General features: G+C 72.3%; 21 protein-coding genes and 1 pseudogene. 10 read left to right on the top strand and 12 right to left on the bottom strand.

Annotated elements, in window-relative coordinates; translation table 11 throughout:
• Positions 1–45 precede the first annotated feature (45 nt).
• Positions 46–996: an NAD(P)/FAD-dependent oxidoreductase gene (locus tag ACWC94_RS11890; protein WP_450796373.1), complete on the bottom strand. Its 951-nt coding sequence runs from the start codon at positions 994–996 to the stop codon at positions 46–48.
• A gap of 77 nt (positions 997–1,073) precedes the next feature.
• On the opposite strand from ACWC94_RS11890, the gene ACWC94_RS11885 reads away from it, so the two are divergent.
• From ACWC94_RS11885 to ACWC94_RS11865, 5 genes are all read left to right on the top strand, one after another.
• Positions 1,074–1,649 (top strand): helix-turn-helix domain-containing protein, encoded by a 576-nt coding sequence (locus ACWC94_RS11885; protein WP_450796372.1) that lies wholly within the window; start codon positions 1,074–1,076, stop codon positions 1,647–1,649.
• Between the two features lie 105 nt (positions 1,650–1,754).
• Entirely contained in the window at positions 1,755–2,720 is a 966-nt protein-coding gene (locus tag ACWC94_RS11880) for an NADPH:quinone oxidoreductase family protein (protein WP_450796371.1), read from the top strand.
• A complete protein-coding gene (locus tag ACWC94_RS11875) occupies positions 2,717–3,898 on the top strand; it encodes an acyl-CoA dehydrogenase family protein (RefSeq protein WP_450796370.1) in 1,182 nt (393 codons plus the stop codon). Before ACWC94_RS11880 ends, ACWC94_RS11875 begins: the two co-directional genes overlap by 4 nt.
• Positions 3,895–4,968, top strand: a complete 1,074-nt coding sequence (locus ACWC94_RS11870) for an acyl-CoA dehydrogenase family protein (protein ID WP_450796369.1) — start codon at positions 3,895–3,897, stop codon at positions 4,966–4,968. Before ACWC94_RS11875 ends, ACWC94_RS11870 begins: the two co-directional genes overlap by 4 nt.
• 150 nt (positions 4,969–5,118) lie before the next feature.
• Complete coding sequence (locus tag ACWC94_RS11865) at positions 5,119–5,313, top strand: hypothetical protein (RefSeq protein WP_450796368.1); 195 nt, start codon at positions 5,119–5,121, stop codon at positions 5,311–5,313.
• 48 nt (positions 5,314–5,361) lie between these two features.
• Here the strand turns inward: ACWC94_RS11865 and ACWC94_RS11860 are convergent, their stop codons facing one another.
• Positions 5,362–6,552, bottom strand: a complete 1,191-nt coding sequence (locus tag ACWC94_RS11860; protein WP_450796367.1) for a phosphodiester glycosidase family protein — start codon at positions 6,550–6,552, stop codon at positions 5,362–5,364.
• A gap of 156 nt (positions 6,553–6,708) precedes the next feature.
• On the bottom strand, positions 6,709–7,068 hold the full coding sequence (locus ACWC94_RS11855; RefSeq protein ID WP_450796366.1) for a DUF779 domain-containing protein: 360 nt from the start codon (positions 7,066–7,068) through the stop codon (positions 6,709–6,711).
• Between the two features lie 159 nt (positions 7,069–7,227).
• On the opposite strand from ACWC94_RS11855, the gene ACWC94_RS11850 reads away from it, so the two are divergent.
• Positions 7,228–7,716, top strand: a complete 489-nt coding sequence (locus ACWC94_RS11850) for a hypothetical protein (protein ID WP_450796365.1) — start codon at positions 7,228–7,230, stop codon at positions 7,714–7,716.
• A 794-nt stretch (positions 7,717–8,510) separates the two neighbouring features.
• Here the strand turns inward: ACWC94_RS11850 and ACWC94_RS11845 are convergent.
• Positions 8,511–9,146: a DedA family protein gene (locus ACWC94_RS11845; protein ID WP_450796364.1), complete on the bottom strand. Its 636-nt coding sequence runs from the start codon at positions 9,144–9,146 to the stop codon at positions 8,511–8,513.
• A 333-nt stretch (positions 9,147–9,479) separates the two neighbouring features.
• Here ACWC94_RS11845 and ACWC94_RS11840 point away from each other — a divergent pair, with 333 nt between their 5' ends.
• Together ACWC94_RS11840 and ACWC94_RS11835 are read left to right on the top strand one after the other, a co-directional pair.
• Positions 9,480–10,253 carry an alpha/beta fold hydrolase gene (locus ACWC94_RS11840; RefSeq protein WP_450796468.1) on the top strand — a complete coding sequence of 258 codons (774 nt, stop codon included), beginning with the start codon at positions 9,480–9,482 and terminating at the stop codon, positions 10,251–10,253.
• 397 nt (positions 10,254–10,650) lie between these two features.
• Entirely contained in the window at positions 10,651–10,974 is a 324-nt protein-coding gene (locus ACWC94_RS11835) for a hypothetical protein (RefSeq protein WP_450796473.1), read from the top strand.
• Positions 10,975–11,088: 114 nt separating this feature from the next.
• On the opposite strand, the pseudogene ACWC94_RS11830 reads toward ACWC94_RS11835, so the two are convergent.
• Positions 11,089–11,587: pseudogene (locus ACWC94_RS11830) on the bottom strand (sugar nucleotide-binding protein); the annotation flags it as partial.
• 188 nt (positions 11,588–11,775) lie between these two features.
• Between ACWC94_RS11830 and ACWC94_RS11825 the strand changes: the two are divergent.
• A complete protein-coding gene (locus ACWC94_RS11825; RefSeq protein WP_450796363.1) occupies positions 11,776–12,762 on the top strand; it encodes a L,D-transpeptidase in 987 nt (328 codons plus the stop codon).
• Between the two features lie 1,404 nt (positions 12,763–14,166).
• A complete protein-coding gene (locus ACWC94_RS11820; protein ID WP_450796362.1) occupies positions 14,167–15,060 on the top strand; it encodes a phosphorothioated DNA-binding restriction endonuclease in 894 nt (297 codons plus the stop codon).
• 83 nt (positions 15,061–15,143) lie between these two features.
• Here the strand turns inward: ACWC94_RS11820 and adh are convergent, their stop codons facing one another.
• From adh to xylB, 7 genes are all read right to left on the bottom strand, one after another.
• Positions 15,144–16,667 carry an aldehyde dehydrogenase gene (adh, locus tag ACWC94_RS11815; protein WP_450796361.1) on the bottom strand — a complete coding sequence of 508 codons (1,524 nt, stop codon included), beginning with the start codon at positions 16,665–16,667 and terminating at the stop codon, positions 15,144–15,146.
• Positions 16,668–16,723: 56 nt separating this feature from the next.
• Positions 16,724–18,031 (bottom strand): GAF domain-containing protein, encoded by a 1,308-nt coding sequence (locus tag ACWC94_RS11810; RefSeq protein ID WP_450796360.1) that lies wholly within the window; start codon positions 18,029–18,031, stop codon positions 16,724–16,726.
• Positions 18,032–18,101: 70 nt separating this feature from the next.
• Positions 18,102–18,746, bottom strand: coding sequence for an N-acetylmuramoyl-L-alanine amidase (locus tag ACWC94_RS11805; RefSeq protein WP_450796467.1), 645 nt, complete (start codon positions 18,744–18,746; stop codon positions 18,102–18,104).
• Positions 18,747–18,816: 70 nt separating this feature from the next.
• The gene (locus tag ACWC94_RS11800; protein WP_450796359.1) at positions 18,817–19,830 is read right to left on the bottom strand and encodes an acetamidase/formamidase family protein; all 1,014 of its coding nucleotides are present in this window, start codon (positions 19,828–19,830) and stop codon (positions 18,817–18,819) included.
• Positions 19,831–19,907: 77 nt separating this feature from the next.
• Complete coding sequence (locus ACWC94_RS11795; RefSeq protein WP_450796358.1) at positions 19,908–21,392, bottom strand: APC family permease; 1,485 nt, start codon at positions 21,390–21,392, stop codon at positions 19,908–19,910.
• A gap of 291 nt (positions 21,393–21,683) precedes the next feature.
• Positions 21,684–22,892 (bottom strand): ROK family protein, encoded by a 1,209-nt coding sequence (locus ACWC94_RS11790; RefSeq protein WP_450796357.1) that lies wholly within the window; start codon positions 22,890–22,892, stop codon positions 21,684–21,686.
• Between the two features lie 34 nt (positions 22,893–22,926).
• Entirely contained in the window at positions 22,927–24,381 is a 1,455-nt protein-coding gene (xylB, locus tag ACWC94_RS11785; protein WP_450796356.1) for a xylulokinase, read from the bottom strand.
• Positions 24,382–24,478: the final 97 nt, after the last annotated feature.

The following is a 24,478-nucleotide window of genomic DNA, read 5'->3' as shown; positions in this document are numbered from 1 at the left end:
ACCCCCGGGCGGCGGCAGCCGCATCTCGGACACGGTCCCGCGCCCTTACGGGGCGCTGCCGTCCAGGTCCGCCATCAGCAACTCCCCGTTGATCGCCGCCCCCGCCCGGTACCCCCGGCTCGCCGCGTTGACCACCTGCTCCGCGAAGCCGCTCGCGTTGCCCGCCGTCCACAGGCCGGGCACGGTCGTCAGGCCCCGCTCGTCGATCACCGGGTAGGCGCCGAACGGGGTCTCGCGCAGCTCGGCGCCCAGCCGCACGAACAGGGCGTTGTGCGGGACGGCGCGCGGAGCGGCGTACAGCACCTCGCGGTCGTGGACCGTCCCTCCCTCGGTGAGCCGGACCCCGGTGAGCCGGTCTTCGGCGACGACGAGTTCCGCGACCTTCCCGGGCACGACCGTGACCCCGGCGGCGGCCAGCCGGCGCAGGTCGTCGTCCGTCAGCTGCGACTCGCTCACCTCGTGCAGGAAGAACCGCACGTCCTTCGACCACCGGGTCACCATCAGCGCCTGGTGCACGCTCAGCGGCGAGGTCGCGAGCACGCCGGTCGGCAGGTCACGGGCCTCCCAGCCGTGGCAGTACGGGCAGTGCAGCACGTCCCGCCCGAACCGCTCGGCAAGTCCGGGAACGTCCGGCAGCTCGTCCCTCAGGCCGGTCGCGATCACCAGCTGCCGGGCCCGTACGGTCCGGCCGCCCGCCAGCCGTGCCGTGAAGCCCGCGCCGTCCCGGCCCGCGTCCACGACCCGGTCGCGGACCAGCCGCACGCCGTACCGGGCGATCTCCTCGCGACCGACCGCCAGGAACTCGGCCGGCGACATGCCGTCGCGGGACAGATAGCCGTGCAGGTGCGCGGACGGTCCGTTGCGCGGCTCGCCCGCGTCGACCACCAGCGTGCGGCGCCGGGCCCGGCCGAGGACCAGCGCGGCGGACAGCCCGGCGGCTCCGCCTCCGACGACGACCACCTCGTAGTTCTCGGTGTTCCCGGTGTGCTCGGTCATGTGACCACCTCCGCCCCCGACCGTCGTCCAGCCCCTTCGGTATTGACAAACGTGTTTGCCGAATCTGCAATACCGGCATGAGTACCGACGACGTTCTCGCCGGTGTGGGCCCGCGGTTGCGGCGCCTTCGCAAGGAACGGGAGGTGACCCTGGCCGCGCTGTCCGCGGCCACCGGCATCTCCGTGAGCACCCTCTCCCGGCTGGAGTCCGGTCTGCGCAAGCCCAGCCTCGAACTGCTGCTGCCGATCGCCCAGGCCCACCAGGTGCCGCTGGACGAGCTGGTCGGCGCGCCGCCGGTGGGGGATCCGCGGGTGCGGTCCAAGCCGATCGTGCGTGGTGGGCGCACCCACTGGCCGCTCACCCGCCAGCCCGGCGGCCTCCAGGCCTTCAAGGTGCTGGAACCGCAGCGCACCCAGGAGCCGGATCCGCGCACCCACGAGGGCTACGAATGGCTGTATGTGCTCTCGGGCCGGCTGCGGCTGGTCCTGGGCGAGCACGACGTGGTGCTCTCGGCGGGGGAGGCCGCCGAGTTCGACACGCGCGTACCGCACTGGTTCGGGTCGACGGGCGAAGGGCCGGTGGAGTTCCTCAGCCTGTTCGGGCCGCAGGGCGAGCGGATGCACGTACGGGCGCGGCCGGCGTCCCGGACGTGACCGACGCGACGCACGCCGGGTGCCGCCTCCTGTTCCCTCAATGGCAAGCGACCGCTTAGTATGCCGTCGGACCCGGTCAGCCGAAGCAGTCCCTGGAGGCCCCGCATGCAGGCATGGCAAGTGCACGAGAACGGCGAGCCGAGCGAGGTGATGCGCCTGGCGGAGGTGGAGCGGCCCACGCCCGGCGACGGCCAGGTGCTGCTGCGGGTGCGCGCCGCCAACATCAACTTCCCGGACGTGCTGCTGTGCCGCGGCCAGTACCAGGTGCGCCCGCCGCTGCCCTTCACGCCCGGCGTGGAGATCTGCGGCGAGACCGAGGACGGCCGCCGCGTGATCGCCAACCCCGCCCTGCCCTACGGCGGTTTCGCCGAGTACGCCCTCGCCGACGCCCGCGCCCTGCTGCCCGCGCCCGACGCGCTGGACGACGCCGAGGCCGCCGCGCTGCACATCGGCTACCAGACGGGCTGGTTCGGCCTGCACCGACGCGCCCGGCTGGAGGCGGGGGAGACCGTGCTCGTGCACGCCGCCGCGGGTGGCGTGGGCAGCGCGGCCGTACAGCTCGGCAAGGCGGCCGGCGCCACCGTGATCGGTGTCGTGGGCGGCGCGGACAAGGCCGCCGTGGCCCGCGAACTGGGCTGTGACGTGGTCGTCGACCGCCGCTCCGAGGACGTGGTCACGGCCGTGAAGGAGGCCACCGGCGGCCGGGGCGCCGACGTGATCTACGACCCCGTCGGCGGCGAGGCCTACGCCCAGTCCGCCAAGCTCGTCGCCTTCGAGGGCCGGATCGTCGTCGTCGGCTTCGCCGGCGGCACCATCCCGAGCCCGGCCCTCAACCACGCCCTCGTGAAGAACTACTCGATCCTGGGCCTCCACTGGGGCCTGTACAACACCAAGAACCCGAAGCTCGTCCTGCAGTGCCACGAGCAGCTCACCGACCTGGCCGCCCGGGGCGCGATCAAGCCGCTGGTGAGCGAGCGGGTGCCGCTGAGCGAGGCCGCCGTGGCCGTGCAGAAGGTGGCGGACGGCCGCTCCACCGGCCGGATCGCCGTGGTGATGGAGGAGGCAGCATGACCGACGCCGAAGAACTGCGCCGCCGCACACGGGAGTTGCTGGCCGCGCACCCGCCGGCGGACACCGACCGCCAGGACTTCCTGCGCGCCCGCTTCGACGCGGGCCTCGCCTGGGTCCACTACCCGCAGGGCCTCGGCGGACTCGGTGCCCCGCGCGCCCTCCAGGCCGTCGTGGACGCCGAACTGGAGGCCGCGGGCGCCCCCGACAACGACCCCCGGCGCATCGGCATCGGCCTCGGCATGGCCGCACCGACGATCCTCAAATACGGCACGGACGAGCAGAAACAGCGCTTCCTGCGGCCCCTGTGGACCGGGGACGAGGTCTGGTGCCAGCTGTTCAGCGAGCCCGGCGCCGGCTCCGACCTCGCCGCGCTCGGCACCCGGGCCGTACGCGAGGGCGAGGACTGGGTCGTCAACGGGCAGAAGGTCTGGACGTCCAGCGCGCACATCGCCCGCTGGGCCATCCTCATCGCGCGCACCGACCCGGACGTGCCCAAGCACGCCGGCATCACCTACTTCCTCTGCGACATGACCGACCCGGGCGTCGAGGTCCGGCCGCTGCGCCAGATCACCGGCGAGGCCGAGTTCAACGAGGTCTTCCTCACCGACGTCCGCATCCCCGACACCCGCCGCCTCGGCGCGGTCGGTGACGGCTGGCGGGTCGCCCAGACCACGCTGATGAACGAGCGCGTCTCCATCGGCGGCATGGCCCTGCCCCGCGAAGGCGGCATGATCGGCCCGGTCGCCAAGACCTGGCGCGAACGCCCCGAACTGCGCACCCACGAACTGCACCAGCGGCTGCTGAAGCTGTGGGTCGAGGCCGAGGTCTCCCGCCTCACCGCCGAACGCCTGCGCCAGCAGCTCGTCGCCGGCCAGCCCGGCTACGAGGGCTCCGGCATGAAGCTCGCCTTCGCCCGCCTCAACCAGGAGATCAGCGGCCTGGAGATCGAACTGCGCGGCGAAGAGGGCCTGTTGTACGACGACTGGACCATGCGCCGCCCCGAACTGGTCGACTTCACCGGCCGTGACGCCGGCTACCGCTATCTGCGCTCCAAGGGCAACAGCATCGAGGGCGGGACCAGCGAGGTCCTGCTGAACATCGTCGCCGAACGGGTCCTCGGCCTGCCCGCCGAGCCGCGCACCGACAAGGACGTCGCATGGAAGGACCTGGCCCGATGACCGATCTGCTGTACTCGGAGGAGGAAGAGGCGCTGCGGGCCGCCGTCCGCGACCTGCTCACGGACCACTGCGCGGCGGCGGACGTCATCGCCCGCGCCGAGTCGGACACCCCGCACGACCTCCCCCTGTGGAAGTCCCTCGCCGAGGGCATGGGCCTGGCCGGGCTCCTGGTCCCCGAGGAGCAGGGCGGCCAGGGTGCCTCGGCCCGCGAAGTCGCCGTCGTCCTGGAGGAGCTGGGCCGCGCGGTCGCACCCGTGCCCTATCTCACCAGCGCGGTCGTGGCCACCGAGGCCCTGCTGGCCTGCGGCGACGAGGAACTGCTCGGACAGCTGGCCTCCGGCCGGACCATCGGCGCCCTCGCGGTCGGCCTGCACACACCCCCGGGTGCCGCGGTGAAGACCGTACGGAGGGAGAACGGCGCCCTGCACGGCGAGTTGACCGGCATCGCCGACGCGGTCGCGGCCGACGTCCTGCTCGTCCCGGCCGACGACGGCGGCCTGTACGCCGTTGCGGCCGACGCCGTGACGATCACCCCGCAGATCTCCCTGGACCTGACCCGGCCGGTGGCGACGGTACGGCTGCAGGGCGCTCCCGGCCGCCGAGTCGGCGAGGCGGAACCCGCCGTACGACGGGCTCTGCTCGCCGCCGCCGGACTGCTCGCCTCCGAGCAGCTCGGCGTGGCCGACTGGGCGCTGACCGAGACGGTCCGCTATCTGAAGGAGCGCAAGCAGTTCAACCGGCCGGTCGGCGGGTTCCAGGCGCTCAAGCACCGGCTCGCCCAGCTGTGGCTGGAGGTCGTCAACCTGCGGGCCGCCGCACGGGCTTCGGCTGCCGCACTGGCCTGCGGTGAGGAAGTGGAGGTGTCGGTCGCCGTCGCTCAGGCGTACGCCGCGCCCGTGGCCGTACACGCCGTGGAGGAGGCGCTGCAGCTGCACGGGGGGATCGGCATGACCTGGGAGCACCCGATCCACCTGTACCTCAAGCGGGCCAAGGCCGACTCGATCGCCTACGGCACGGCGGGGGCCCACCGGGAGGCACTGGCCGAGTTGGTGGATCTCCAGGGACCCTGAACGTCCCACGCGACGACAAGCGAACAGAGGGCGAACTCCACCGAGTGACATCACACGTTTGGGGGACACGTCAGCAGCCCGGACAAACCCTCCGCTACGCCACACTTGCGGCCGAACGCCGCTCAAGGGGCGCGGCGGAGGAGGTTTCCGATGGCCGTTTCCATCTCTGTGGTGCTGTTGCTCCTGATCCTGGCCGTGATCTTCATTCGCAACTGCGCGTTGAAGATGTCCCACGCCGTGGTCTGCATGCTGCTCGGCTTCTTCCTGGCCGGCACGAGCATGGCGCCCACCATCCACAGCGGGCTCATGACGACCGCCGAGCTGGTGAGCAGCCTGCGGCCATGATGTAGGCCCTGATTCCGGCCCCGGATAAGGCCCCGGATCAGGGGTGGATCAGGGGGTGGAGAAGACCCCGATCCCGTTGGCGACCGGGCGCTCGGCGCCCGTGCTCGGATGGTTGCGAACCGTCACGGCGCTCGCTCCGCCGTCACGGGTGACCAGCTCCGTCGAACCGCCGCCGTCCAGGTTGAACGCATCGGACGCACCCAACGAGCGCATGGTGGCCGCCTCCTCCGCGACCGTCATACCGGTCCGGTAGGCGGCGGCCCCGTCCAGCGCCAGGATCAGCAGCTGCTGTCCGCCGCCCTTGAAGCCCACCACCGTGCGCATCGTCGAGGTGACATCGTCCAGACCGGACAGGGCCTCGCCGTCCCGCAGGACCGGAAACCCGCCGATCGCGCACGCGTACGGCACCCCGGACGAGGCCGCCACCAGGGCGTGCGTCACGGTCACCGCGTCACCGAGAGACAGCTTGCGCAGCTGCTGCGCACCCTCCTCGCGACCCACGAGGACCGTGGTGTCCGCCTCGATCGCCCCGCTGCCTGGCGTGTCGGAGGCGGAGACCACCCGGCCGCCCTGGACCCTCACCTCGTACGTGTCGGTGCTGCACGGCGCCGACCGCTGGGTGTCGCTGCCGCACACCGCGCGCATCCGGGAGGCGCTGCCCCAGCGCGAGGTGAAGGCGCCGACGGAGTTCTCCGCGAGGGCGTACTGGTTGAGGCCCTTCAGCGCGAACGTGCCCTCCGGCGTGGCGACGTGGCCGACGAGGGAGAGGCGGTCCAGCCGCGCCCGCCGGTCGGTGCCGACGCCGAAGACGTCCCGGGTGTTCGTCCCCGGAGGCAGCGTGGGCCCGAACCGCTGCCCGTTCGGCACCGCCGCCTTGAGCACCCGCCCGTCCGCGATCGCCGGTCCGACACTCGCGCCGGTGGCGACCACACCCGGGTGCTGGGTCTCGGTGATGTGGAAGAAGTCACCGTTGACCCCGGCGACCGCCCCGGCCGAGTCCGCCATCACGGAGACGGTGGCCCGGGCCGCCACCGCGCCCGGGTGCAGCAGGCCCACACGGACGTGCGGATTGGCCAGGTCCACCGTGAGGAGATGAGCGTGTGCCGTGCCCGCGCCCGCTTCGACGTCGAACTGCCGGTAGGTGACGCCCGGTGCGATCCGCTCGCCGGCGGGGGCGGCACCGGCCGGTGCCGCCCCCGCCAGGGCCGCACCGGCCAGCACACCGAACGCCGTGACCACCGTGAGAACCGCTCTGCCCGCTGCCGAACGCCTGCGACGTCTGATCACCGTGCCCCCTGATGTCTCGTCAACTGTCCCTGCCGTACGGGCTTTGCCGTACGGGTGCCGTACGGTCCTACGGGGCAGTGGACCAGAGCGCGGCGACCGCCGGGCCGACTAGGCGTCGACTACGCGAGAACGGGTGAGAAAACGCACCCCCTCGGGTGCCTCCAGTGAGAAGCCGCTGCCCCGTCCGGGGACGACGTCCACGATCAGCCGGGTGTGGCTCCACGCCTGGTACTGGCTCCGGGACATCCAGAAGGTGACGGGATCGGTCACCCCGTCCACCGCCAGCTCCGCGAGCAGCACGTCCGCGTCACCGGTACGGAACTCCCCGTCCGGGTAGCACATGGGCGCGCTGCCGTCGCAGCAGCCGCCGGACTGGTGGAACATCAGCGGACCGTGTTCGGCGTGCAGCCGCCGCACCAGATCCGCGGCCCGAGGGGTGAGTTCGACACGGGGGACAGCCTCGTCCATGGGTCACCGTTCCTGTGGAGCCGGGGCGCGGGGCGCCGGACACCGTCCAGTCTCACGGCTCGTCACCGCCCCGTCCAGAACGCGTCGTAGGGTCCCGGCACGGGGCACGGCCCCGTGGGCGGCCGGCGCAGTGCGCCGCGTGTTTGTGATGATGTGCTCATGTGCGCCTTCTTCGGTCTGCCCGAACCGCGCCTCGTGCTCGCCGGTGAGTACCCGCTGTGGGACGAGGCGCTGGCGGCCGTCAACCGAGACCTGGCGGTGACCGTCCCCGACCAGCGTCCGCTGCGCCTGATCGCCTACCCCGAGCCAGGGGACCCGGACGAACACGTCCATGTCGCTCTCTCCAACGGTGAAGCACAGGGCGGCTCCTTGACCCCGACGCAGTCCGCCGCCGAGGCGCTGATGGCCGTCGCCGACGCCGCCCAGGGGACGGTGACGGAGCGTCTGTGGCGGGCGTGGCCCCTGTGCACCGTCCATGACCTCGGCATGCACCCGCGCGAGGTCGGCGGACGGCCGTCCTGGTGGTGCGCGGGCGGCTCCCGACGGGGCGACCCGGCCCACGTCCGCGCGGCGATCGGCGAACTGCACACGATCCAGCGCCCCGACCGTGTCAACCGCAAACGACCCAGGGGCCGCAAACCCCGCTGATCCGCCCGGCCCCGGGCCACCGCCCCGGGCCCGCTGCACCGAGCCTCTGCATTGAGCCGGGGCTCACCTCGGCGCGTGCGGCGGACGGGCCGATGGGGCAGGTCCTTGCTGTCGCCTGTCGCCTGTCGCCTGTCGCCTGTCGCCTGTCGCCTGTCGCCTGTCGCCTGTCGCCTGTCGCCTGTCGCCTGTCGCCTGTCGCCTGTCGGCAGTCGTCTGTCGACCGTCGACGGTCGTCTGTCGACGGTCCGCGGTGGGCGGTCGTCTGTCGGCGGTCTGGAACACCACGGCCCCCGAGCGGCCGCCCGCGGTGGCGCACCCAGGTCGTCGCGGCCCTCCACCGGGCCTGGGAAGGCGGAGGGTCCGGGAGACGGACGACCGGGACACGACCGGGGCGACCACATCGAGACCGCCCCGACACCGTACGGGTGGTTCGCGCCGCTCGGCGCGGAGCGTGCCGGGCGGGCGTTCCGCTGCCGTGATCGGTGGGAGGCCGGTGTGTGGGGCGTCCTCGGCTCCGACTGGCCCAGGGCGCCGTACCCGCCGCTGCGGGTGATGCCCGGCGCCCGGCACCGCCGCCCCGCCGGTCTCCCCCCGCCACCGCACGGCCCCGACCAGGCCCTGACGCCGCTGCGGGTGCTGCGGGCCATGACCGTCACCCCTTCCTGGGGCGCCGGGGAGGAGGAGGACCGGGCGGGTGGCTTGCCGTCGGTCACCGCGCGGACCAGACGGTGCCGGCCGACGATCCGCTGGAGGCGTCCGACACCGACGTGGCGGAGCTGCCGGTTCTTGCTCGCTCAGCGGCGGGCGCGCTGGTCGCGGCGGGTGCGGCGGGCCTCGAGCAGGAGCGGAAGCATCGACAGCACCACGACGACGGCGACCAGCGGAAGCAGGTAGTCGTCGACGTGCGGGACCGAGCTACCGAGGGTGTACCCGGCGAGGACGAGCAGCTGCGACCACAGCACCCCGCCCACGGTCTGCCAGAGCGTGAAGGTCCGCACGGGCACCCCGAGCGCGCCGGCCACCGGGTGCAGAACGGTCCGCAGCAAGGGCACGAACCTGCCGATGACCAGCGCCTTCCCGTAGCCGTACCGCGCCAGCAGCTCCTCGGCCCGCACCGCCGCCGTCTTGACCCGCCGGCTCGAGGTACGGGCGAGCAGGGCCCGTCCGCCGCGCCGCCCGATCAGATACCCGACCTGTCCGCCGGCCACCGCCCCGACCGCCGCGCACAGCAGCACCTGCCACAGCGCCAGCCGGGGCGCCTGCTGCGCCGTGCCGGCGCACAGCACTCCGGCCGGAAACAGCAGGGTGTCACCGGGCAGGAAGAAGCCGACGACCAGCAGACCGGACTCCGCGAAGACCACCACCAGGACGCCGAGCGCGCCGAAGGCGGCCAGCACCGAGGCGCTGTTCATCGGGTTGACGGCGGTCACCTGGCCGAGCCTCCTGCCCTACTCGCAGGGCTGTCCGCTCACCAGCATCGCCCGCCCGCCCCGAAAGCGCCCGCTCCGAAAGCGCCTGCTCCGCTCCCGACCGTCGTACCCAGCGGCGCTTCGCCGACATGACCGGTGGGCAGCGGAGCCACCGGGGAACCGGTGGCGGTCCGAGACGTCATGGTCACCGATCTGCCGGGCGGCCGACGCCTCCCCGCTCCACTACGGCCCGCCCCCCGCGCACAACGAGCCCACCGCCGAGCCGGCCCGCTCCAAGGGCTCGAGGACAACGATGTAGCGTCCCCGGGGACACTGAGGGAAGGGACCATGGGGATGTCGTACGCCGAGGCCGCGGACGGGACACGCATCGCCTACCAGCTCCGGGGGACCGGTTCACCGCTGATCCTGCTCGCCGGGCAGGCCAACGACCACCACTGGTGGGACGGCGTCCGCGACGACTTCCACGCCGTCCGCAGCACCCTCACCGTCGACTACCGAGGCACCGGCGACAGCGACAAGCCGGACGAGCCGTACAGCACCAGGCTGCTCGCCGACGACGTGCGTGCGGTCCTCGACGAGCTCGGGATCGAGCGGGCCGACGTCTACGGCACGTCGATGGGAGGCCGCGTCGCGCAGTGGCTGGCCCTGGACCAGCCGCACCGCGTGCGGTCCCTCGTCCTCGGGTGCACCTCCCCCGGAGGGCCGCACGCGGTCGAGCGCGACGACACCGTACGCCGGGCGCTGGCCGCCCCGGATCCGGCCGCCCGGCGCGCGGCGCTGCTCGACCTGATGTACACACCCGCCTGGCGCGCCGCCCACCCCGGCCCGTACCGCACCCTCGGCGACCCCGCGATGCCGGCCTTCGCCCGTAGGCGGCACCTGGCGGCCAGCGACGGTCACGACACCTGGGACGTCCTGCCGCGGCTCTCCTGCCCGACCCTCGTCGTGCACGGTACCGACGACCTCCTCAACCCCACCGCGAACGCCGCGCTGCTGGCGCGGCGCATCCCCGGGGCACGGCTCGAACTGCTGCGGGGTGCTCGGCACGCGTACTTCGAGGAGTTCCGGTCGGTCGCCGGCCCCCTCGTGTCGGACTTCATCGGCTGAAGGACTTCCACGGCCGTCATCGAGGCCCTGCCGATCCGCGCGGAGCCGACGGGGCTGACCGCCTGCGGTGCTCTGCGGATCCTGGCCGGTCCCGGTCCCGTGCCGCACGGCTTGAACCGGAGTGAACGCCGGAACCGGGCCGCCACCGCCTCCAACGAGGTCGTCCCGCGGCTCCTGAAGGAGATGCGCTCCACGGTCCCGTCCAGGGTGCTGCCGGCGTCGACGACCGTCTCGATCCCGCTGGGCTGCAGGTCCCGTTCGCGATACCACTCACGCAGGTGCTGGTCGGTGACCTGGGGCAGGTATGCCAGATCGGGCTTCGTCGCGTGCCGGAGGAGCGTTTCCTGAAGCGGCACGTCCAGGTAGTAGCAGCGTAGTAGCAGCGAGAGATGCCCCGGTGGTCGCGCACGAGGTCCTCGAGCATCGCGCCGTAACGGTCGGCATACAGGATCCCCTCGACGACCGTGTGGAATCCGGCGTCCAGTGCGTAGCGAGCGGTCATGCCGATCAAACCGATGTTGGCTGCGCCGGGCCGGTCGCGCTCGCGCAGCACGACGCGGGGCATGGTGTCCTGGCCGACCAGGGCCAGATTGCGGCCGAACCGCTCGCGCAGACCGGCCGCGACGGACGACTTCCCGGAGGCGCTGTTGCCGCGCACGACGATCAGCCGCGTCTCCTCGGTTCCCACCATCACGAGCGGCACGATACTGACCGCCACTGACGCTCCAGAGAGTCGGCCGGCCTTTCCGCCCAACGGGCCCCGGGAATTCCGGTGGTTCCGGGGGTTCATCGGGCGGCCGGCAGCGGCACGCCGATCAGGTTCCTCGGGTGCACCCACATGGATGGGACAGCGGATGTCGTCCGTGAAGAGCGTCCCGGCCCGCCGGCCCGACGCCAGGTCGGGCACCAGGCGCACGTGCGGGGAACGCTGGTCGCCGATGATCAGAGACGTGCGGCGATGACGGCGCTCGGGTGCACGAGGCGGACACCGGTCTCGACCGCGGCCTTTGCCGCGCCGTAGGGGGTGACAGGGTCGGGCAGCCGCGACTCCGCGTAGCGGACGCCGGCCCGGAGAACACCGCGTCGCTCGACACATGGACCAGCCGACGGCCGTACCGCGCAGCGGCCAACGCCACCCGGACGGGCCCCTCCGCCGTCACCGCCCAGTCGGCTCCGCCGCTCGTGGCGTCGATGACGACGCGCGGTTCCGTCTCCGCCACGACGGCCTCCACGGACCGTGAATCCCTCACGTCAAGGGCGTGCAGTGGCCCGGACCGTGCCGCCGCCCATCCGGCCTGACCGGCCGCCGCTGAAACGGGTGGTGCGACATCCACGGGGAGGCGGAGCCGTTTTCAAGGTGTCTGTCCGGACATCCGCCGGTACCGCCGGCCGTCAGCCCGCAGCGGGGCACCGAGTTTTGAGACATGTTTTACACGACGCGTGCAACTGTGGCCGGTGCTCTCACTGTCTGACAGGTGAGTCGGGCCCGTCAGGGCCGAAGCGCGAGAGAGCGGGGCAGGTCGTGGGGCGGCGCAAGAGCGGCATAGGGATCGCACTCGTGACGGGTGTGGTGCTGGTGGGCGCGAGTGCATGTGGTGGGGGTGGCAGCGACAAGGCGAGCGGGGGTGACGCAAAGGCGTCGGGCAAGCCGAGTGCGAGCGCCTCTCCGTCACCGACGAAGCCCGCGGGTCCGCCGATGCTGCTGGACACGATCACCCCGCAGTCGGGAGCCACGGTCGGCGTGGCCATGCCGATCTCGGTGGTCTTCACGAACCCGGTGGCGGCCAAGGCGCGGGCCACGGTGGAGAAGCACATGAAGGTGAGCGCCTCGCAGCCGGTGGCAGGCGCCTGGCACTGGTTCGGCGACAAGCGCGCCGACTGGCGGCCGAAGACGTACTGGCCCTCCGGTACGAAGGTGAAGATCGACGCCGACATGAACGGCGTCAGCAACGGCAACGGACGCTACGGCGTGCGCAACTACACGCACACCTTCACGATCGGCGACGACGTGCGCGCGGACGTCTCGGTGACCGGCCACACCATGAAGGTGTCCCGGAACGGGAAGGCCGTGCGCACCCTGTCGATCAATGCGGGCAGCGCCCAGTATCCGACGTGGAACGGCACGATGGCCGTCATCGACAAGGAGGAGAAGGTCCACATGACCTCCTGCAGCGTCGGTATCAGCTGTGACAAGGGCAGCCCCAACTACTACGACCTGACGCTGCCCTGGGACATCCACCTGACCCAGTCCGGCACGTACGTGCACTACTCGACCGGTGACCCCAACCCGGGCAGCGGCAGTGCCCGCGGCTCGCACGGCTGCGTCCACCTGTCCCTGTCGGACGCCAAGTGGTTCTACGGCCAGATCAAGCAGGGCGACCCCGTCACCATCACCGGCTCGCCCCGTGCCAAGGCCGCGGCCGACAACGGCTACGCCGCCTTCAACCTGGGATGGGACCAGTGGCTCGCAGGCAGCGCGTCCGGGGAGGGGACGACCGCGACGCTGTGATGGGCCGCGTCGTGCGGTAGAAGCGGGCGAGGCCCGGAGCGAAACCAGCGCTCCGGGCCTTGCTGGTGTCGTGGTGGCCGGTCGTCGCTGGGGCTCTGCACACCGGCGATCAGGAACATCACCAGGCTGGCGACGAGTTCCTCCTCACTCAGTGCTCCGCCGGTATCACGGTCCCGCACCATCACGCTGACCAGGTCGTCGCCCGGCCGGCGCCGCCGTTCTCGGACGGGGTCGTCGAGATATCCGACGAGTACGTCCCTCCCCGCGTCGGCGGCGGCCCCGCCACGAACCGCGGTCCGGGCTGTCCGGCCAACACCACGCGGTCGTCGCTGTGCCCTTCGGACCTCAACCGCGCCGCCACAGCGTCGGAGTGCCGCTTCAGATCGCGATAGGTCCACGCTCCGATGCGGTTGCTCGTTCCGTCAGCCAGAAAGCGGAACGCTGGGCGGTGGGGTGTGAAGCGCCCCCGGACACCGAGGACGCCGGTGAGCGTCGCATCCGGCCGGGACAGGTACGACGCGATCTGCGAGGACCCTGGATCCCGCTGACGTGCCGTGACCTCATGCTCCACCGGACCCCTTCCCAGGAGCTGCCGGGCTGGGCGCTCCAGTCGGCTCCGGCGCGCGGAACGTGGCCGGCCTCGGGGTCGCGCTTCCCCCTGGCGACGGCGGGCGTAGCCGACGCCGGTGGAGCATCCGAGGTGGGGAACGCCGAGCGCCGGGCCTGCTGTTCTTCTTGATCGCGACCCACGAAGGGTCGTAAGGGAGAACTGTCTGTTTCGCCCAACTGCCCCTGATTCCAGCTGGCTTGTGTCAAGCTGGACGTCCTCCCCACCCGCCGGCGCCCGTCGGCCCGGGACGGCAGGCAGAGGGGCACTCGTCTGGGTGCCCCCATTGCCGCACCGAGGCCCTTAGGGGGCGGCGGGTGGGGGGAGGTGATAAAAGTGGGCGAATACAAAACCCGCTCGAAGCGGCTCATCCGGGCCTTTGCCGCGCGCCTGAGCGTGGCATTGGCAGCCAGGGCCATCTGGCAGTTCGTGATTGAGCACTTCGATCACTAAGGGGAGCCCCTTCCCGCTCATCCGGAGCAGGGAGGGGCTCCTCATTTCGCTCCTCAGACGCCGTGGTACGCACCAGGACACCGGGGGTGGTCACGCCTGGTGGGGGGCGCTGAATCCGTCGGGCGGGGTGGTCACCGAAGGCAAGGGGTGGGCGGACGACGGCCCTGTGCACGAGGTGCGCTCGCTCAAGCGCCGTGCGGCTACCGGCTATTGTACGCCGCCGGCCTCGATGCGGCCCTGGTGGCGGGACTGGGTGCCCCGGTAACGGGGGGCCGGCGGTGCCCTTGACGGAGCGGACGTAGAGGTGGGCCGTCAGTTCGGCGACATCACTATGATCACCAGCCATGGACTGGCTGGCACGCGTCGCGAAGCTGAGGCAGTGGACCAGGAACGGAACCCGTGCCCCGCACAAGCCGTTGCTGCTCCTGTACGCCCTCGGCCGATTCCAGGAGGACACGGAGAGCGGCCTGCGGTACACCGCGGTGGAGCAGGACCTGCAACGGCTGCTGACCGAGTACGGGCCACCGAACAAGACGACGCCCGCCTACCCGTTCCACCACCTGGTCGGCGACGGTGTTTGGGAAGTACGAACCGATCGCGGGTCCGGCAGTCCCGGAAGCGGCGTGCGGGATCTCAGGGAGACGGGTGCCACCGGGCGGCTCGCGCCGGATCTGAGGGCAGCGATACGACGCGAACCGGAACTGCTCGGCAGACTCGCCCGATTGCTGCTCGACCTGCACTTCCCGCCTTCGCTCCACGCCGAGTTGTGCGAAGCCGTCGGCCTGGATCTGGAACCGGCGGAGACCCGGCAACTTTCGGCCGCGCGCAGACAGCGGGACCGGCGAATGCGGGAACTAGTGCTGACCGCCTACGAATACCGGTGTGCCTTCTGTGGTTACGACGGCCGGATCGGCGCGGTGCCGGTCGGTCTGGAGGCCGCGCACGTGCGGTGGTGGGCGTTCGGCGGCCCCGACGACGTCGACAACGGGCTGTGCCTGTGCTCGCTGCACCACAAGCTGTTCGACAAGGGTGTTCTCGGTGTCAGCGACGGCCACCGCATCCAGGTCTCGCAACACTTCGTGGGCCACAGCCCCGCGGCCCGCGAGCACGTCGTAGCGCTCGCGGGCCGTCCACTCATCGGCCCGCAGCCAGGCGCAAGCCCTGTTGCCGCCGCTCACCGCGACTGGCACACACGTCAGGTCTTCCACGGCAGTTCACGCCCTGCCACCGCGGCCTGATCGCAGGCGCCCGCAGAGCAGACTCAGTCCGATCCGAAGAGGGCTGTTGCCCACCGCTCGCTTGAGGCAGTCGACTTCTTGCTCTAGAAGAAGCCGAGCTTCTTGGGTGAGTACGACACCAGCAAGTTCTTCGTCTGCTGGTAGTGCTCCAGCATCATCTTGTGTGTCTCGCGGCCGATCCCGGACTGCTTGTAGCCGCCGAACGCCGCGTGCGCCGGGTAGGCGTGGTAGCAGTTGGTCCACACGCGGCCCGCCTGGATCGCGCGGCCGGCGCGGTAGGCGGTGGTGGCGTCCCGGGTCCAGACGCCCGCGCCGAGGCCGTACAGCGTGTCGTTGGCGATCTTTATGGCGTCGTCGAAGTCGTCGAAGGAGGTCACCGAGACGACCGGGCCGAAGATCTCCTCCTGGAAGATCCGCATGCGGTTGTCGCCTTCGAAGATGGTCGGCTGGACGTAGTAGCCGCCCTTCAGCTCGCCGTCGTACTCGACGCGTTCGCCGCCGGTGAGCACCTTCGCGCCCTCCTGCCGGCCGATGTCCAGGTAGGAGAGGATCTTCTCGAGCTGGTCGTTGGAGGCCTGGGCGCCGATCATCGTGTCGGTGTCGAGCGGGTGCCCCGGCTTGATCAGCCGCGTCCGTTCGACCGCGGCCTGCAGGAACTCAGCGTAGTGGCCGCGCTGGATCAGCGCCCGGGACGGGCAGGTGCACACCTCGCCCTGGTTGAGCGCGAACATGGTGAAGCCCTCGAGGGCCTTGTCGCGGAAGTCGTCGTCGTGGGCCCACACGTCGTCGAAGAAGATGTTCGGCGACTTGCCGCCGAGTTCCAGGGTGACCGGCTTGATGTTCTCGGAGGCGTACTGCATGATCAGCCGCCCGGTCGTGGTCTCCCCGGTGAACGCGACCTTCGCCACGCGCGGGCTGGACGCCAGCGGCTTGCCCGCCTCCACGCCGAAGCCGTTGACGATGTTCAGCACACCGGGCGGCAGCAGGTCCGCGATGAGGCCGACCCAGTAGTGGATGGAGGCCGGGGTCTGCTCGGCGGGCTTGAGCACGACCGCGTTGCCCGCGGCGAGCGCCGGCGCGAGCTTCCACGCCGCCATCAGGATCGGGAAGTTCCACGGGATGATCTGCGCGACGACCCCGAGCGGCTCGTGGAAGTGGTAGGCCACCGTGTCGTCGTCGATCTCGCCGAGCGAGCCCTCCTGCGCCCGGATCGCCCCCGCGAAGTAACGGAAGTGGTCGATCGCCAGCGGGATGTCGGCCGCCAGCGTCTCCCGCACCGGCTTGCCGTTCTCCCAGCTCTCCGCCACCGCGAGGGCTTCGAGGTTGGCCGCCATGCGGTCGGCGATCCGCAGCAGGATGTCGGAACGCTCCGCCACCGGCGTACGGCCCCACCCCGGTGCGGCCTCGTGCGCCGCGTCCAGCGCCCGCTCGACGTCCTCCGCCGTGCCGCGCGCGATCTCGGTGAACGGCTGCCCGTTGACCGGCGACGGGTTCTCGAAGTACTGCCCGCGCAGCGGCGGCACGTACTCCCCGCCGATGAAGTGGTCGTAGCGCGCCTGGTAGGAGACGATCGCGCCCTCGGTGCCCGGCGCCGCGTAACGAGTCATGCTGGTCTGCCTCCCGGTGCAGCGCTGCCCGCCGTTGGGCAGCTCTCGGCGGGAGGCTAGGCGGGGGGACGTTGCAAGTACGTTGCGCCGCGGGTCCCTCCCGGTGCCCGGCCGGCCGGTGCCGCCAGCTCGGCCTCCAGTGCGGCGAGCCGGGCCCGCACCGGCGGCGTGGGCCGTACCGCGGCGAGTGCCCGCCACACCTCGAGGTCGTCCTCACCCCAGGCGGCGTGCGCCCAGTGGGCCAGCAGGTCCGGGTCGCCGTGCGCGATCAGTGCGGTCCGCAGCCCGTCGGTGAGACGGTCCCGCAGCCGTACGATCGCCGGGGCCTGCGAAGCGGGCAGCAGCGGACCGGTGTACGCCTCCGCGGCAGCCGTGACCGCCCCCGCCTCCAGCCACCGCTCCACCGCGGTGACGTCCGACTCGACCGCGGCCGTGAGCCGGTACGGCCGCGAGGCGAGCAGGCCCGGCCCCAGCAGCCTGCGCAGGCGGGCGAGTTCGGCACGCAGGGTCACCGGGGTCACCGACTCGTCCGCGTACAGGGCGCACAGCAGCTCGTCACCGGCCAGCCCCTCAGGGTGCCGGGCGAGCAGGACGAGGATCTCGCTGTGCCGGCGGCTGAGCCGGATCCGACGGCCGTCCCGGACGAGTTCGGCCTCGTCCCGGCCCAGCGCGCCGAGCAGCGGCGGGCCCGCGGTGCCCGGCGGCGGTGCGAGCAGCGCGAGCTGCGCCTCCGCGGCCCGCGCCACCGCCCGCACGAAGCCCAGACTGTGCGGATGCGCCAGACCGTCCCCGCCGGTGATGTCCACGGCGCCCAGGACCCGGCCGGTGCGCGGATCGTGCACCGGGGCCGCCGCGCAGGTCCACGGCTGGACCCGGCGTATGAAGTGCTCCGCGGCGAACACCTGCACCGGCCGGTCCACGGCGACCGCGGTCCCCGGCGCGTTGGTGCCGACCGCGCTCTCGGACCAGCGCGCACCTGGGACGAAGTTCATCCCGTCCGCCCGGCGCCGGGTCCCCCGGTGGCCCTCGACCCACAGCAGCCTGCCCTGCGCGTCGCACACCGCCAGCAGGTGCTCCCCGTCGGCGGCGAACGTACCCATCAGCTCCCGGAACAGAGGCATCACCCTGGCCAGCGGGTGCTCCGCCCGGTACGCGCCGAGGTCGGCGTCGGTCAGTTCCACGCCGGCGGTGCCGTCCGGTACGACACCGGCCCGCGCGCTGCGCCGCCACGACTCCGCCACGACCGACCGCACCGGGCGCGGCACCGTGCCCACCGTGGTGAACGTCTCGTGCGCCCTGCGCAGCACACGGACCCGCTCGGCGGGGTCGGCCCCCGGCTCCAGGGCCACCCACGGATCGGTCAAATCGGGCCTCCCCGGACGGTGAAACGGTGATGTCGGTCCTGATGTCGGTCCTTCGCCCATGGTCTTCCGGTCAGGCGAAGTTGACCAGCCTCACGTAGCGGACCCAGTCCCAGCCGGGGCCCGGGTCGGTGTGGTCGGTACCGGGTACCTGGTAGTGGCCGATGATGTGCTCCCTGTCCTTCGGGATGCCGTACTTGGTGCAGATCGCCGCCGTGAGCTTCGCCGACTTCTCGTAGAGGGCGTTGGTGAAGTAGGCCGGCTGGTTCACCCACCCTTCGTGCTCGATGCCGATGCTGCGGGTGTTGTAGTCCCAGTTCCCCGCGTGCCAGGCGATGTCGGCCTCGTGCACGCACTGGGCGATGTGCCCGTCCGCCGAGCGGACCAGATAGTGCGCGGACACCTTCTTCTGCGGATTGGCGAAGATCGCCAGCGTGTTGGCGTACGTCTCCTGCGTGACATGGATGATCACGCGGTCGATGGCGTAGTCGCCGGGGCGGTCGGACGCCGTGTAGTTGGAGGCGCTCGCCGGCTGCCACTCGGCGGACGGGTAGTCGACGGCCTCGGGCTGCGCGCCGGCGCGGGGGTCGGGGAGCAGCGCGTAGGGGACGGCGGCGAGCGCCGCGCCCTTCAGCAGCCGACGTCTGTTCAGGTGCGGCTGTCCCTGTCTCGCTGGTGGTGCCGGATCTCTCGGCTGTGCGGGGCCGGCCGGGTCCATGTCCATCGGCGGTGCCTTTCGAAGGTGGGGGGAGGGGTGGGGGGAGGCGCCTACGGGAACGGCGTCGGCGTCAACGGCGCAGTGCTCGGGCGGTCTCGCGCAGCCGGGCGTGCACGCCGCGGTACGTCTCGCGCGCCGGCAGCCATTCCTTGCGGAGCTTGGCCACACACGTGTAGTTCGTGTCACACACGTTGGCCAACGGCGATTCGACCGCCTGGGTTGCGAATTGGTACGCGTCCGGCTCACTGAACCCGTAGTCGCGCGCCAGCCACTGCACCAGATCCACCTGCGATATCCGGAAAGCGTCCTCCAGCGGTCGCGCCGAGCCGGTCGAGATGATGTGGGTGTCCGACTCCAGCCGGGGCCACGGGGTGGCGACGTCCTTGAGGAGTTCCACGACCACCACGGTGTTCATCGCGCACTCCACGGCCACGCCGCAGGTCTCGCCCTCGCCCTGCCGGGCGTGTCCGTCGCCGAGGCTGAGCAGGGCGCCCTCGACGTTGACGCCCAGGTAGCACGTGACGCCGGCCCGCATCTCGGGGGTGTCCATGTTGCCGCCGTGGGCGTCCGGGACCAGAGCGGAGCGTACCTCCAGATTGGCCGGTGCCACGCCCACCGTGCCGTGCATGGGGTCCAGGGGCAGCTCCACCTCGATGTCGCTGTCCTGTGCCTGGAACAAGGCGGTGCGCCGCGTGCGGTCCAGCTGCCAGATCCAGACGCGCTCCGGCAGCGGGGGCTGCAGCGTGGCCGTGGTGTGGGTCGAGGTGAGCGCGCCGAAGAGCGGGACCGTCGTCGACGCCGCCCAGTCGCGGGCCGGCTCGATCGACACGAAGTGCACGGCCACGGTGTCGCCGGGCTCGGCGCCCTCGATGCGGAAGGGGCCGGTCTGCGGATTGAGGAACGGGAACTCGCAGACCTCGGAGACGAGGTCCTTCTCCGAGCGCACCCGCCCGGCGAAACAGTCCTCCGTGTACAGGTCGAGAACCGTGCCGGGTGCGATCCGGGCCAACGGCGGCGCACCGCCGAACGTCCAGGCGTAGGCGTCCGGTTCCGGGCGCACGGTGAGGATCCGGGGGTCGGTCATCGTGGAGGTGGTCCCTTCTGACGGGGGCGGTCGTGGGACGGGGTGTGCTGCGGCTCGGTACGGGGTGTGACGGGAGGTCAGCGGGGAACGGGCCCGTCCTGCCGGTCGCCGGCCGGGTCGTGGGCGTCGAGGTGCACCCGCCCGGTCTCGGCTATGCGCTCGGGGTGCCGTCGTATCAGCAGGAGCAGCACCACTGCGCCCGCCGCCATCCAGACCCCGACGACCGGGCCCGCGTAGGACACCGGGGCGGTCAGTCGGGTGACGAAGTCGAAGACCGGGAGGCCGGCGGCCGTCAGCAGGGCGGGCAGGAAGGCCGCGATGCCGAGCACCGGGAACAGCAGGTGCCGTACCGGCTTCAGAACCGCCCGGCCGGCGCGCAGGAAGTAGCCGGCGCAGGCGAGGTTCACGACGATGTAGACACCGACGACGACCGTGACGATCACCGTGGCGAGCAGCAGGAAACCGGTCACGGGGTCGTAGCCGAAACCGAGCCCCAGCACCGCCCCGACCGCCACGAGGGTCTGCAGCGCCATACCGGCCACGGGGGAGCGGTGCCGGGGGTGGAGCGTGGCGAGCAGGCGGGGCAGGACCCGGATCCTCGCCAGGGCGAAGGCCGTACGGGTCGAGACGCTGGCGCACGCGTTGGCATTGGCGATCGTGGAGTTGATCACCGCCAGGAACACCAGGACCCAGAAGAGTCCGAAGGAGGCCCGGGCGACACCGTCCCAGGACGCCTCGCCCGAGGCGCCGAACCTCGCGAAGCGGTCCGGGCCGAAGTAGACGGTCATCGCGTAGGTCGTGATCACGTAGAACAGACCGATCCCCAGGGCCGCTCCCAGGACCGCGCGGTGCATCGTCCGCCTGGGGTCGCGTGTCTCCTCGGCGAGCGGCGCCGCCGCCTCGAACCCGGCGAACGCCAGCACCGTGTACACGGACCCGGCGAACACGCCGCCGAGCCCGGCATAACCGTCGGCGGTGTGCGAAGCACCGAACACCGACAGGGTGTTGGCACTGCCCGCCTTGCCGATGAGCAGGACCGCGAACACCAGGAAGACCAGGATCTCGAAGACGCCGAGGACGGTGCCGAAGCGGGCCGAGGCGCGGACGTCGAGGTAACCGGCGACGGCGATCACACCGGTCCCCGCCAGGGACCACGGCCACCACAGACCCACCGGATACGAGGACCACTCCTCGTGCAGCGTGCCCGCCGCCGTGAATCCCAGCTGCAGCAGGAGCAGAGGCGGGACCAGCATCTCCACGAAGACGTAACCCCAGCCGACGAGAAAGCCGACGGCAGGGTGCAGGCCCCGTGCCGCATACGTGGCCACCGAGCCCGCCGCGGGCAGCTCCCGGGCCAGCTCGGCCACGCAGGACGCGGTGAACAGACAGGCCACCAGGGCGACCAGCACCGCCAGCGGCAGGCTGCCGCCCGCGAAGGCGGCGCCGGCCGGAATCGAGGCGGCCACCGCGGCGGCCGGCGCCATGGCCGTGACGCTCTGGAACAGCACCTCGCGCAACCCGACGGCGTCGCGCCGCAGCGCCCCGGTCGTCTCCTCGTGCATGTGTGTCCCCCGATGCCTGTCAGCCCACTGCCACCCGACGCGTGAAAGCCCGTCAACCGCTCCGTCAACCGTCCGGCCGCAGCCGATGCTGACGATCCGTCGGCTGCGCCTCGCGTGAATCACGGTACGGCGCGGGTGGGTTGGGCAGAAGGGTGCGCGCCGGTTCCGTGGAGAAGCCCCCACATGTGGAAAACCCAGCCACCCGATCGGGTGAACACCGGTCGTTGCCGGGCCGTTTGTCCCCAGCGGGCGGCCCCCCCGGCCCGGATCCCACAGGCCCGGCGACGGACCTCAGGATCGTTCCGCCACCATCGCCGGATCGTCCAGCACATCCCGGACGACCGAGTGCGCCGCGCCCAGCAGCGGGCCCTGCGGACCCAGTCGGGACACCGCCACCGGGCAGGCCGGTCCCGCCGTCCGGTCCGCGAGCTCCGTCTCCAGGGACGGCAACAGCCAGGGAGAGAGTCCGGCCAGGGCGCCACCGAGGACCACCGTCTCGGGGTCGAGGAGATTCACCGCCCCGGTCAGCGCGATGCCGAGCGCCGTGCCGGCGTCCCGCAGAGCGGCCCGGACGTCCTCGTCACCCTGCTCGGCACGCCCGGCGAGCAGACCCACCAGATCCTCGCCCGGCTCCAGCCCCGCCGCACGCAGCACGGCCTCCTCGCCCGCGTACTGCTCCAGGCAGCCCCGGCCGCCGCAGGGACAGGGCGGCCCGTCCGGCCGTACGGGTACGTGACCGAGCTCGCCCGCGAAGCCGCGGGTGCCGCGCAGCAGTCCGCCGTCCACGACGACCGCGGCGCCGATGCCGATCTCGGCCGACACGTGCAGGAAGTCATGCGGTGTGCCGTCACCGAGCCACAACTCCGCGAGCGCGCCGAAGTTCGCCTCGTTGTCCACGGTCAGCGGCCATTCGCCGGGCAGAAGGGCGCCGAGGTCCGTGTCGTGCCAGTCGAGGTTCGGGGCGCGTACGACCGTACGGCCGTCCCGCGCCACCAGTCCGGGCACGGCGACGGCGAGTCCCGCGGGCCACAGCGACTCCCGCTCCGCCTCGGCGACGACCCGGCGCACCAGCCCGGTCAGCTCCTCGACCACCGGTGCGGGCGCGCGGCCCCGGTTCGCTCCGTGCCGCACGGCCCGCGCGCGCACCGTGCCACGCAGGTCGACCGCGCACACCGCGAGGTGGTCGACGCCGATCTCGGCCCCGATTCCGGCCGGACCGCGGCCGCTCACCGCGAGCGCCGACCCGGGCCGGCCCACCCGGCCCGGCCGCTCCGGACCCAGTTCCTCCAGCAGCCCCCAGCGGATCAGCTCGTCCACGAGCGTCGACACGGCCGCCCGCGTCAGCCCGATGCGTGAGGCGACCGCGGCCCGCGACAGCGAACCCTCGGCGCTGACGGCGTGCATCACGCGGGCCAGGTTGCGCCGGCGCATGCCCTGCTGGGTGTCCGGCAGGGCGCGGCCGGTGCCCGGCGGGCGGCCCTCGTGCAGCGGTGCGGTCATGCCTGGAGTCGATCCCCGGTGTCTGCCGCCCGGCTCATCCGTGCGGCGTGGTGTCCGTCCCCCGCTCCAGCAGCGGGGCCGCGTCGGAGAGTACCCCGGTGATCCGCTCCAGGGTCTCCTGGTCCCGCTCCACGGCGTCCAGCACCGGGCCCGCGGCCGTGTTCCAGCGGCGGGCCACCGCGGCCGGGTCCTCGCCGGTGAGCAGGCCGGCGGCCTGTGCCGCGGCCCCCAGGGCGACCAGTTCCCTGGCCTCCGGGACCTGGACGGGCCTTCCCGACAGCCGCCGTACGGTTTGCTGCCACGCCGTACCCCGGGCCCCGCCGCCGATCAGCAGCAGCGGGCTGTCGCGGTCCGCGTCCTCGTCGAGGACCAGCTCGAGCGCGTCGAGCAGCGCGTGCACGGCGCCGTCGTACGCGGCCTGCAGCAGTTGCCCGGCGGTCGTGTCGTGGCGCAGGCCGTGCAGCAGACCGGAGGCGTGCGGCAGGTTCGGGGTGCGCTCGCCGTCCAGGTACGGCAGCAGGGTCACGGAGCCGCCGGGCTCCACCGCCTCACGGTCCAGGCCCAGCAGCGCCGCGACGCGGTCCACCGCGAGCGTGCAGTTCAGGGTGCAGGCCAGGGGCAGCCAGTCCCCGTGGGCGTCGGCGAACCCCGCCACCGTGCCGGTCGGATCGGCCGGGCGGTGTCTGGAGACGGCGTACACCGTGCCGGACGTGCCGAGGCTGAGCACCGGGGTGCCGGGCCGCAGCCCGAGACCGAGTGCCGCCGCCGCGTTGTCACCGGTGCCGGGGGCGACCAGCGTGCCCTTGGAGAACGGCAGGTCGTGGCTGTCGCGCACGGTGCCGGCGACTTCTCCCGGCCGCACCACACGGGGCAGCAGCGCCGGGTCGAGACCGACGTGCGCGAGGGTCTCCGCGTCGTACCCCTCCGTGCCGGACGCCCACCAGCCGGTGCCGGACGCGTCGCCGCGGTCGGTGGTGCCCTGCCCGGTCAGGCGCTCGGTGAGGTAGTCGTGGGGGAGCCGTACCGCCCTGGTCGCGCGGACGGATTCCGGCTCGTGCTCGGCCAGCCAGGCCCACTTGGTGACCGTGAACGACGCGCCGGGCACGCTGCCGGTGCGCTCCGCCCAGGCCTTCGGCCCGCCGAGTTCCTCCACCAGCCGGCGGGCCTGCGGTGCCGAGCGGACGTCGTTCCACAGCAGCGCCGGCCGCACCGGTTCGCCGCGCTCGTCCAGGGTGACCAGGCCGTGCTGCTGGCCGCCGATCGACACCGCGGCCGCCTCGTGTGCCGCGTCCCCGCACTGGCGCAGTGTCTCGCACAGCGCGTCCCACCACTGACGGGGGTCACTCTCGCGGCCCGCGCCGGAGGACACGGTGTGCGGCGCCTGGCCGCTCGCCACCACCTGGCCGGTGGCCGCGTCCACGACCAGCGCCTTCGTGGACTGCGTTGATGTGTCCACGCCGACGACGAGCGGACCCTCGGCTGCTGACATCGGGCTCTCCCTTTTCCGCGGCTTTGCGTGACTTATGCGACTTTGCGCGACTCGCGGGACAAAGACATCTTGCTCTCTTCCCAGAGGTGCGAGCGCA

This window comes from Streptomyces sp. NPDC001135 (assembly GCF_053598395.1).
The sequence above is the reverse complement of the archived record's forward strand: the minus strand, read 5'-3'. Positions and strand labels throughout refer to the sequence as shown.

Bases quoted from the DNA above. Each gene is read 5' to 3' on its own strand.
- ACWC94_RS11890 (WP_450796373.1), bottom strand. From the start codon at position 996: ATGACCGAGCACACCGGGAACACCGAGAACTACGAGGTGGTCGTCGTC.
- ACWC94_RS11885 (WP_450796372.1), top strand. From the start codon at position 1,074: ATGAGTACCGACGACGTTCTCGCCGGTGTGGGCCCGCGGTTGCGGCGC.
- ACWC94_RS11880 (WP_450796371.1), top strand. From the start codon at position 1,755: ATGCAGGCATGGCAAGTGCACGAGAACGGCGAGCCGAGCGAGGTGATG.
- ACWC94_RS11875 (WP_450796370.1), top strand. From the start codon at position 2,717: ATGACCGACGCCGAAGAACTGCGCCGCCGCACACGGGAGTTGCTGGCC.
- ACWC94_RS11870 (WP_450796369.1), top strand. From the start codon at position 3,895: ATGACCGATCTGCTGTACTCGGAGGAGGAAGAGGCGCTGCGGGCCGCC.
- ACWC94_RS11865 (WP_450796368.1), top strand. From the start codon at position 5,119: ATGGCCGTTTCCATCTCTGTGGTGCTGTTGCTCCTGATCCTGGCCGTG.
- ACWC94_RS11855 (WP_450796366.1), bottom strand. From the start codon at position 7,068: ATGGACGAGGCTGTCCCCCGTGTCGAACTCACCCCTCGGGCCGCGGAT.
- ACWC94_RS11850 (WP_450796365.1), top strand. From the start codon at position 7,228: ATGTGCGCCTTCTTCGGTCTGCCCGAACCGCGCCTCGTGCTCGCCGGT.
- ACWC94_RS11840 (WP_450796468.1), top strand. From the start codon at position 9,480: ATGTCGTACGCCGAGGCCGCGGACGGGACACGCATCGCCTACCAGCTC.
- ACWC94_RS11820 (WP_450796362.1), top strand. From the start codon at position 14,167: ATGGACTGGCTGGCACGCGTCGCGAAGCTGAGGCAGTGGACCAGGAAC.
- adh (WP_450796361.1), bottom strand. From the start codon at position 16,667: ATGACTCGTTACGCGGCGCCGGGCACCGAGGGCGCGATCGTCTCCTAC.
- ACWC94_RS11805 (WP_450796467.1), bottom strand. From the start codon at position 18,746: ATGGACCCGGCCGGCCCCGCACAGCCGAGAGATCCGGCACCACCAGCG.
- ACWC94_RS11800 (WP_450796359.1), bottom strand. From the start codon at position 19,830: ATGACCGACCCCCGGATCCTCACCGTGCGCCCGGAACCGGACGCCTAC.
- ACWC94_RS11795 (WP_450796358.1), bottom strand. From the start codon at position 21,392: ATGCACGAGGAGACGACCGGGGCGCTGCGGCGCGACGCCGTCGGGTTG.
- ACWC94_RS11790 (WP_450796357.1), bottom strand. From the start codon at position 22,892: ATGACCGCACCGCTGCACGAGGGCCGCCCGCCGGGCACCGGCCGCGCC.
- xylB (WP_450796356.1), bottom strand. From the start codon at position 24,381: ATGTCAGCAGCCGAGGGTCCGCTCGTCGTCGGCGTGGACACATCAACG.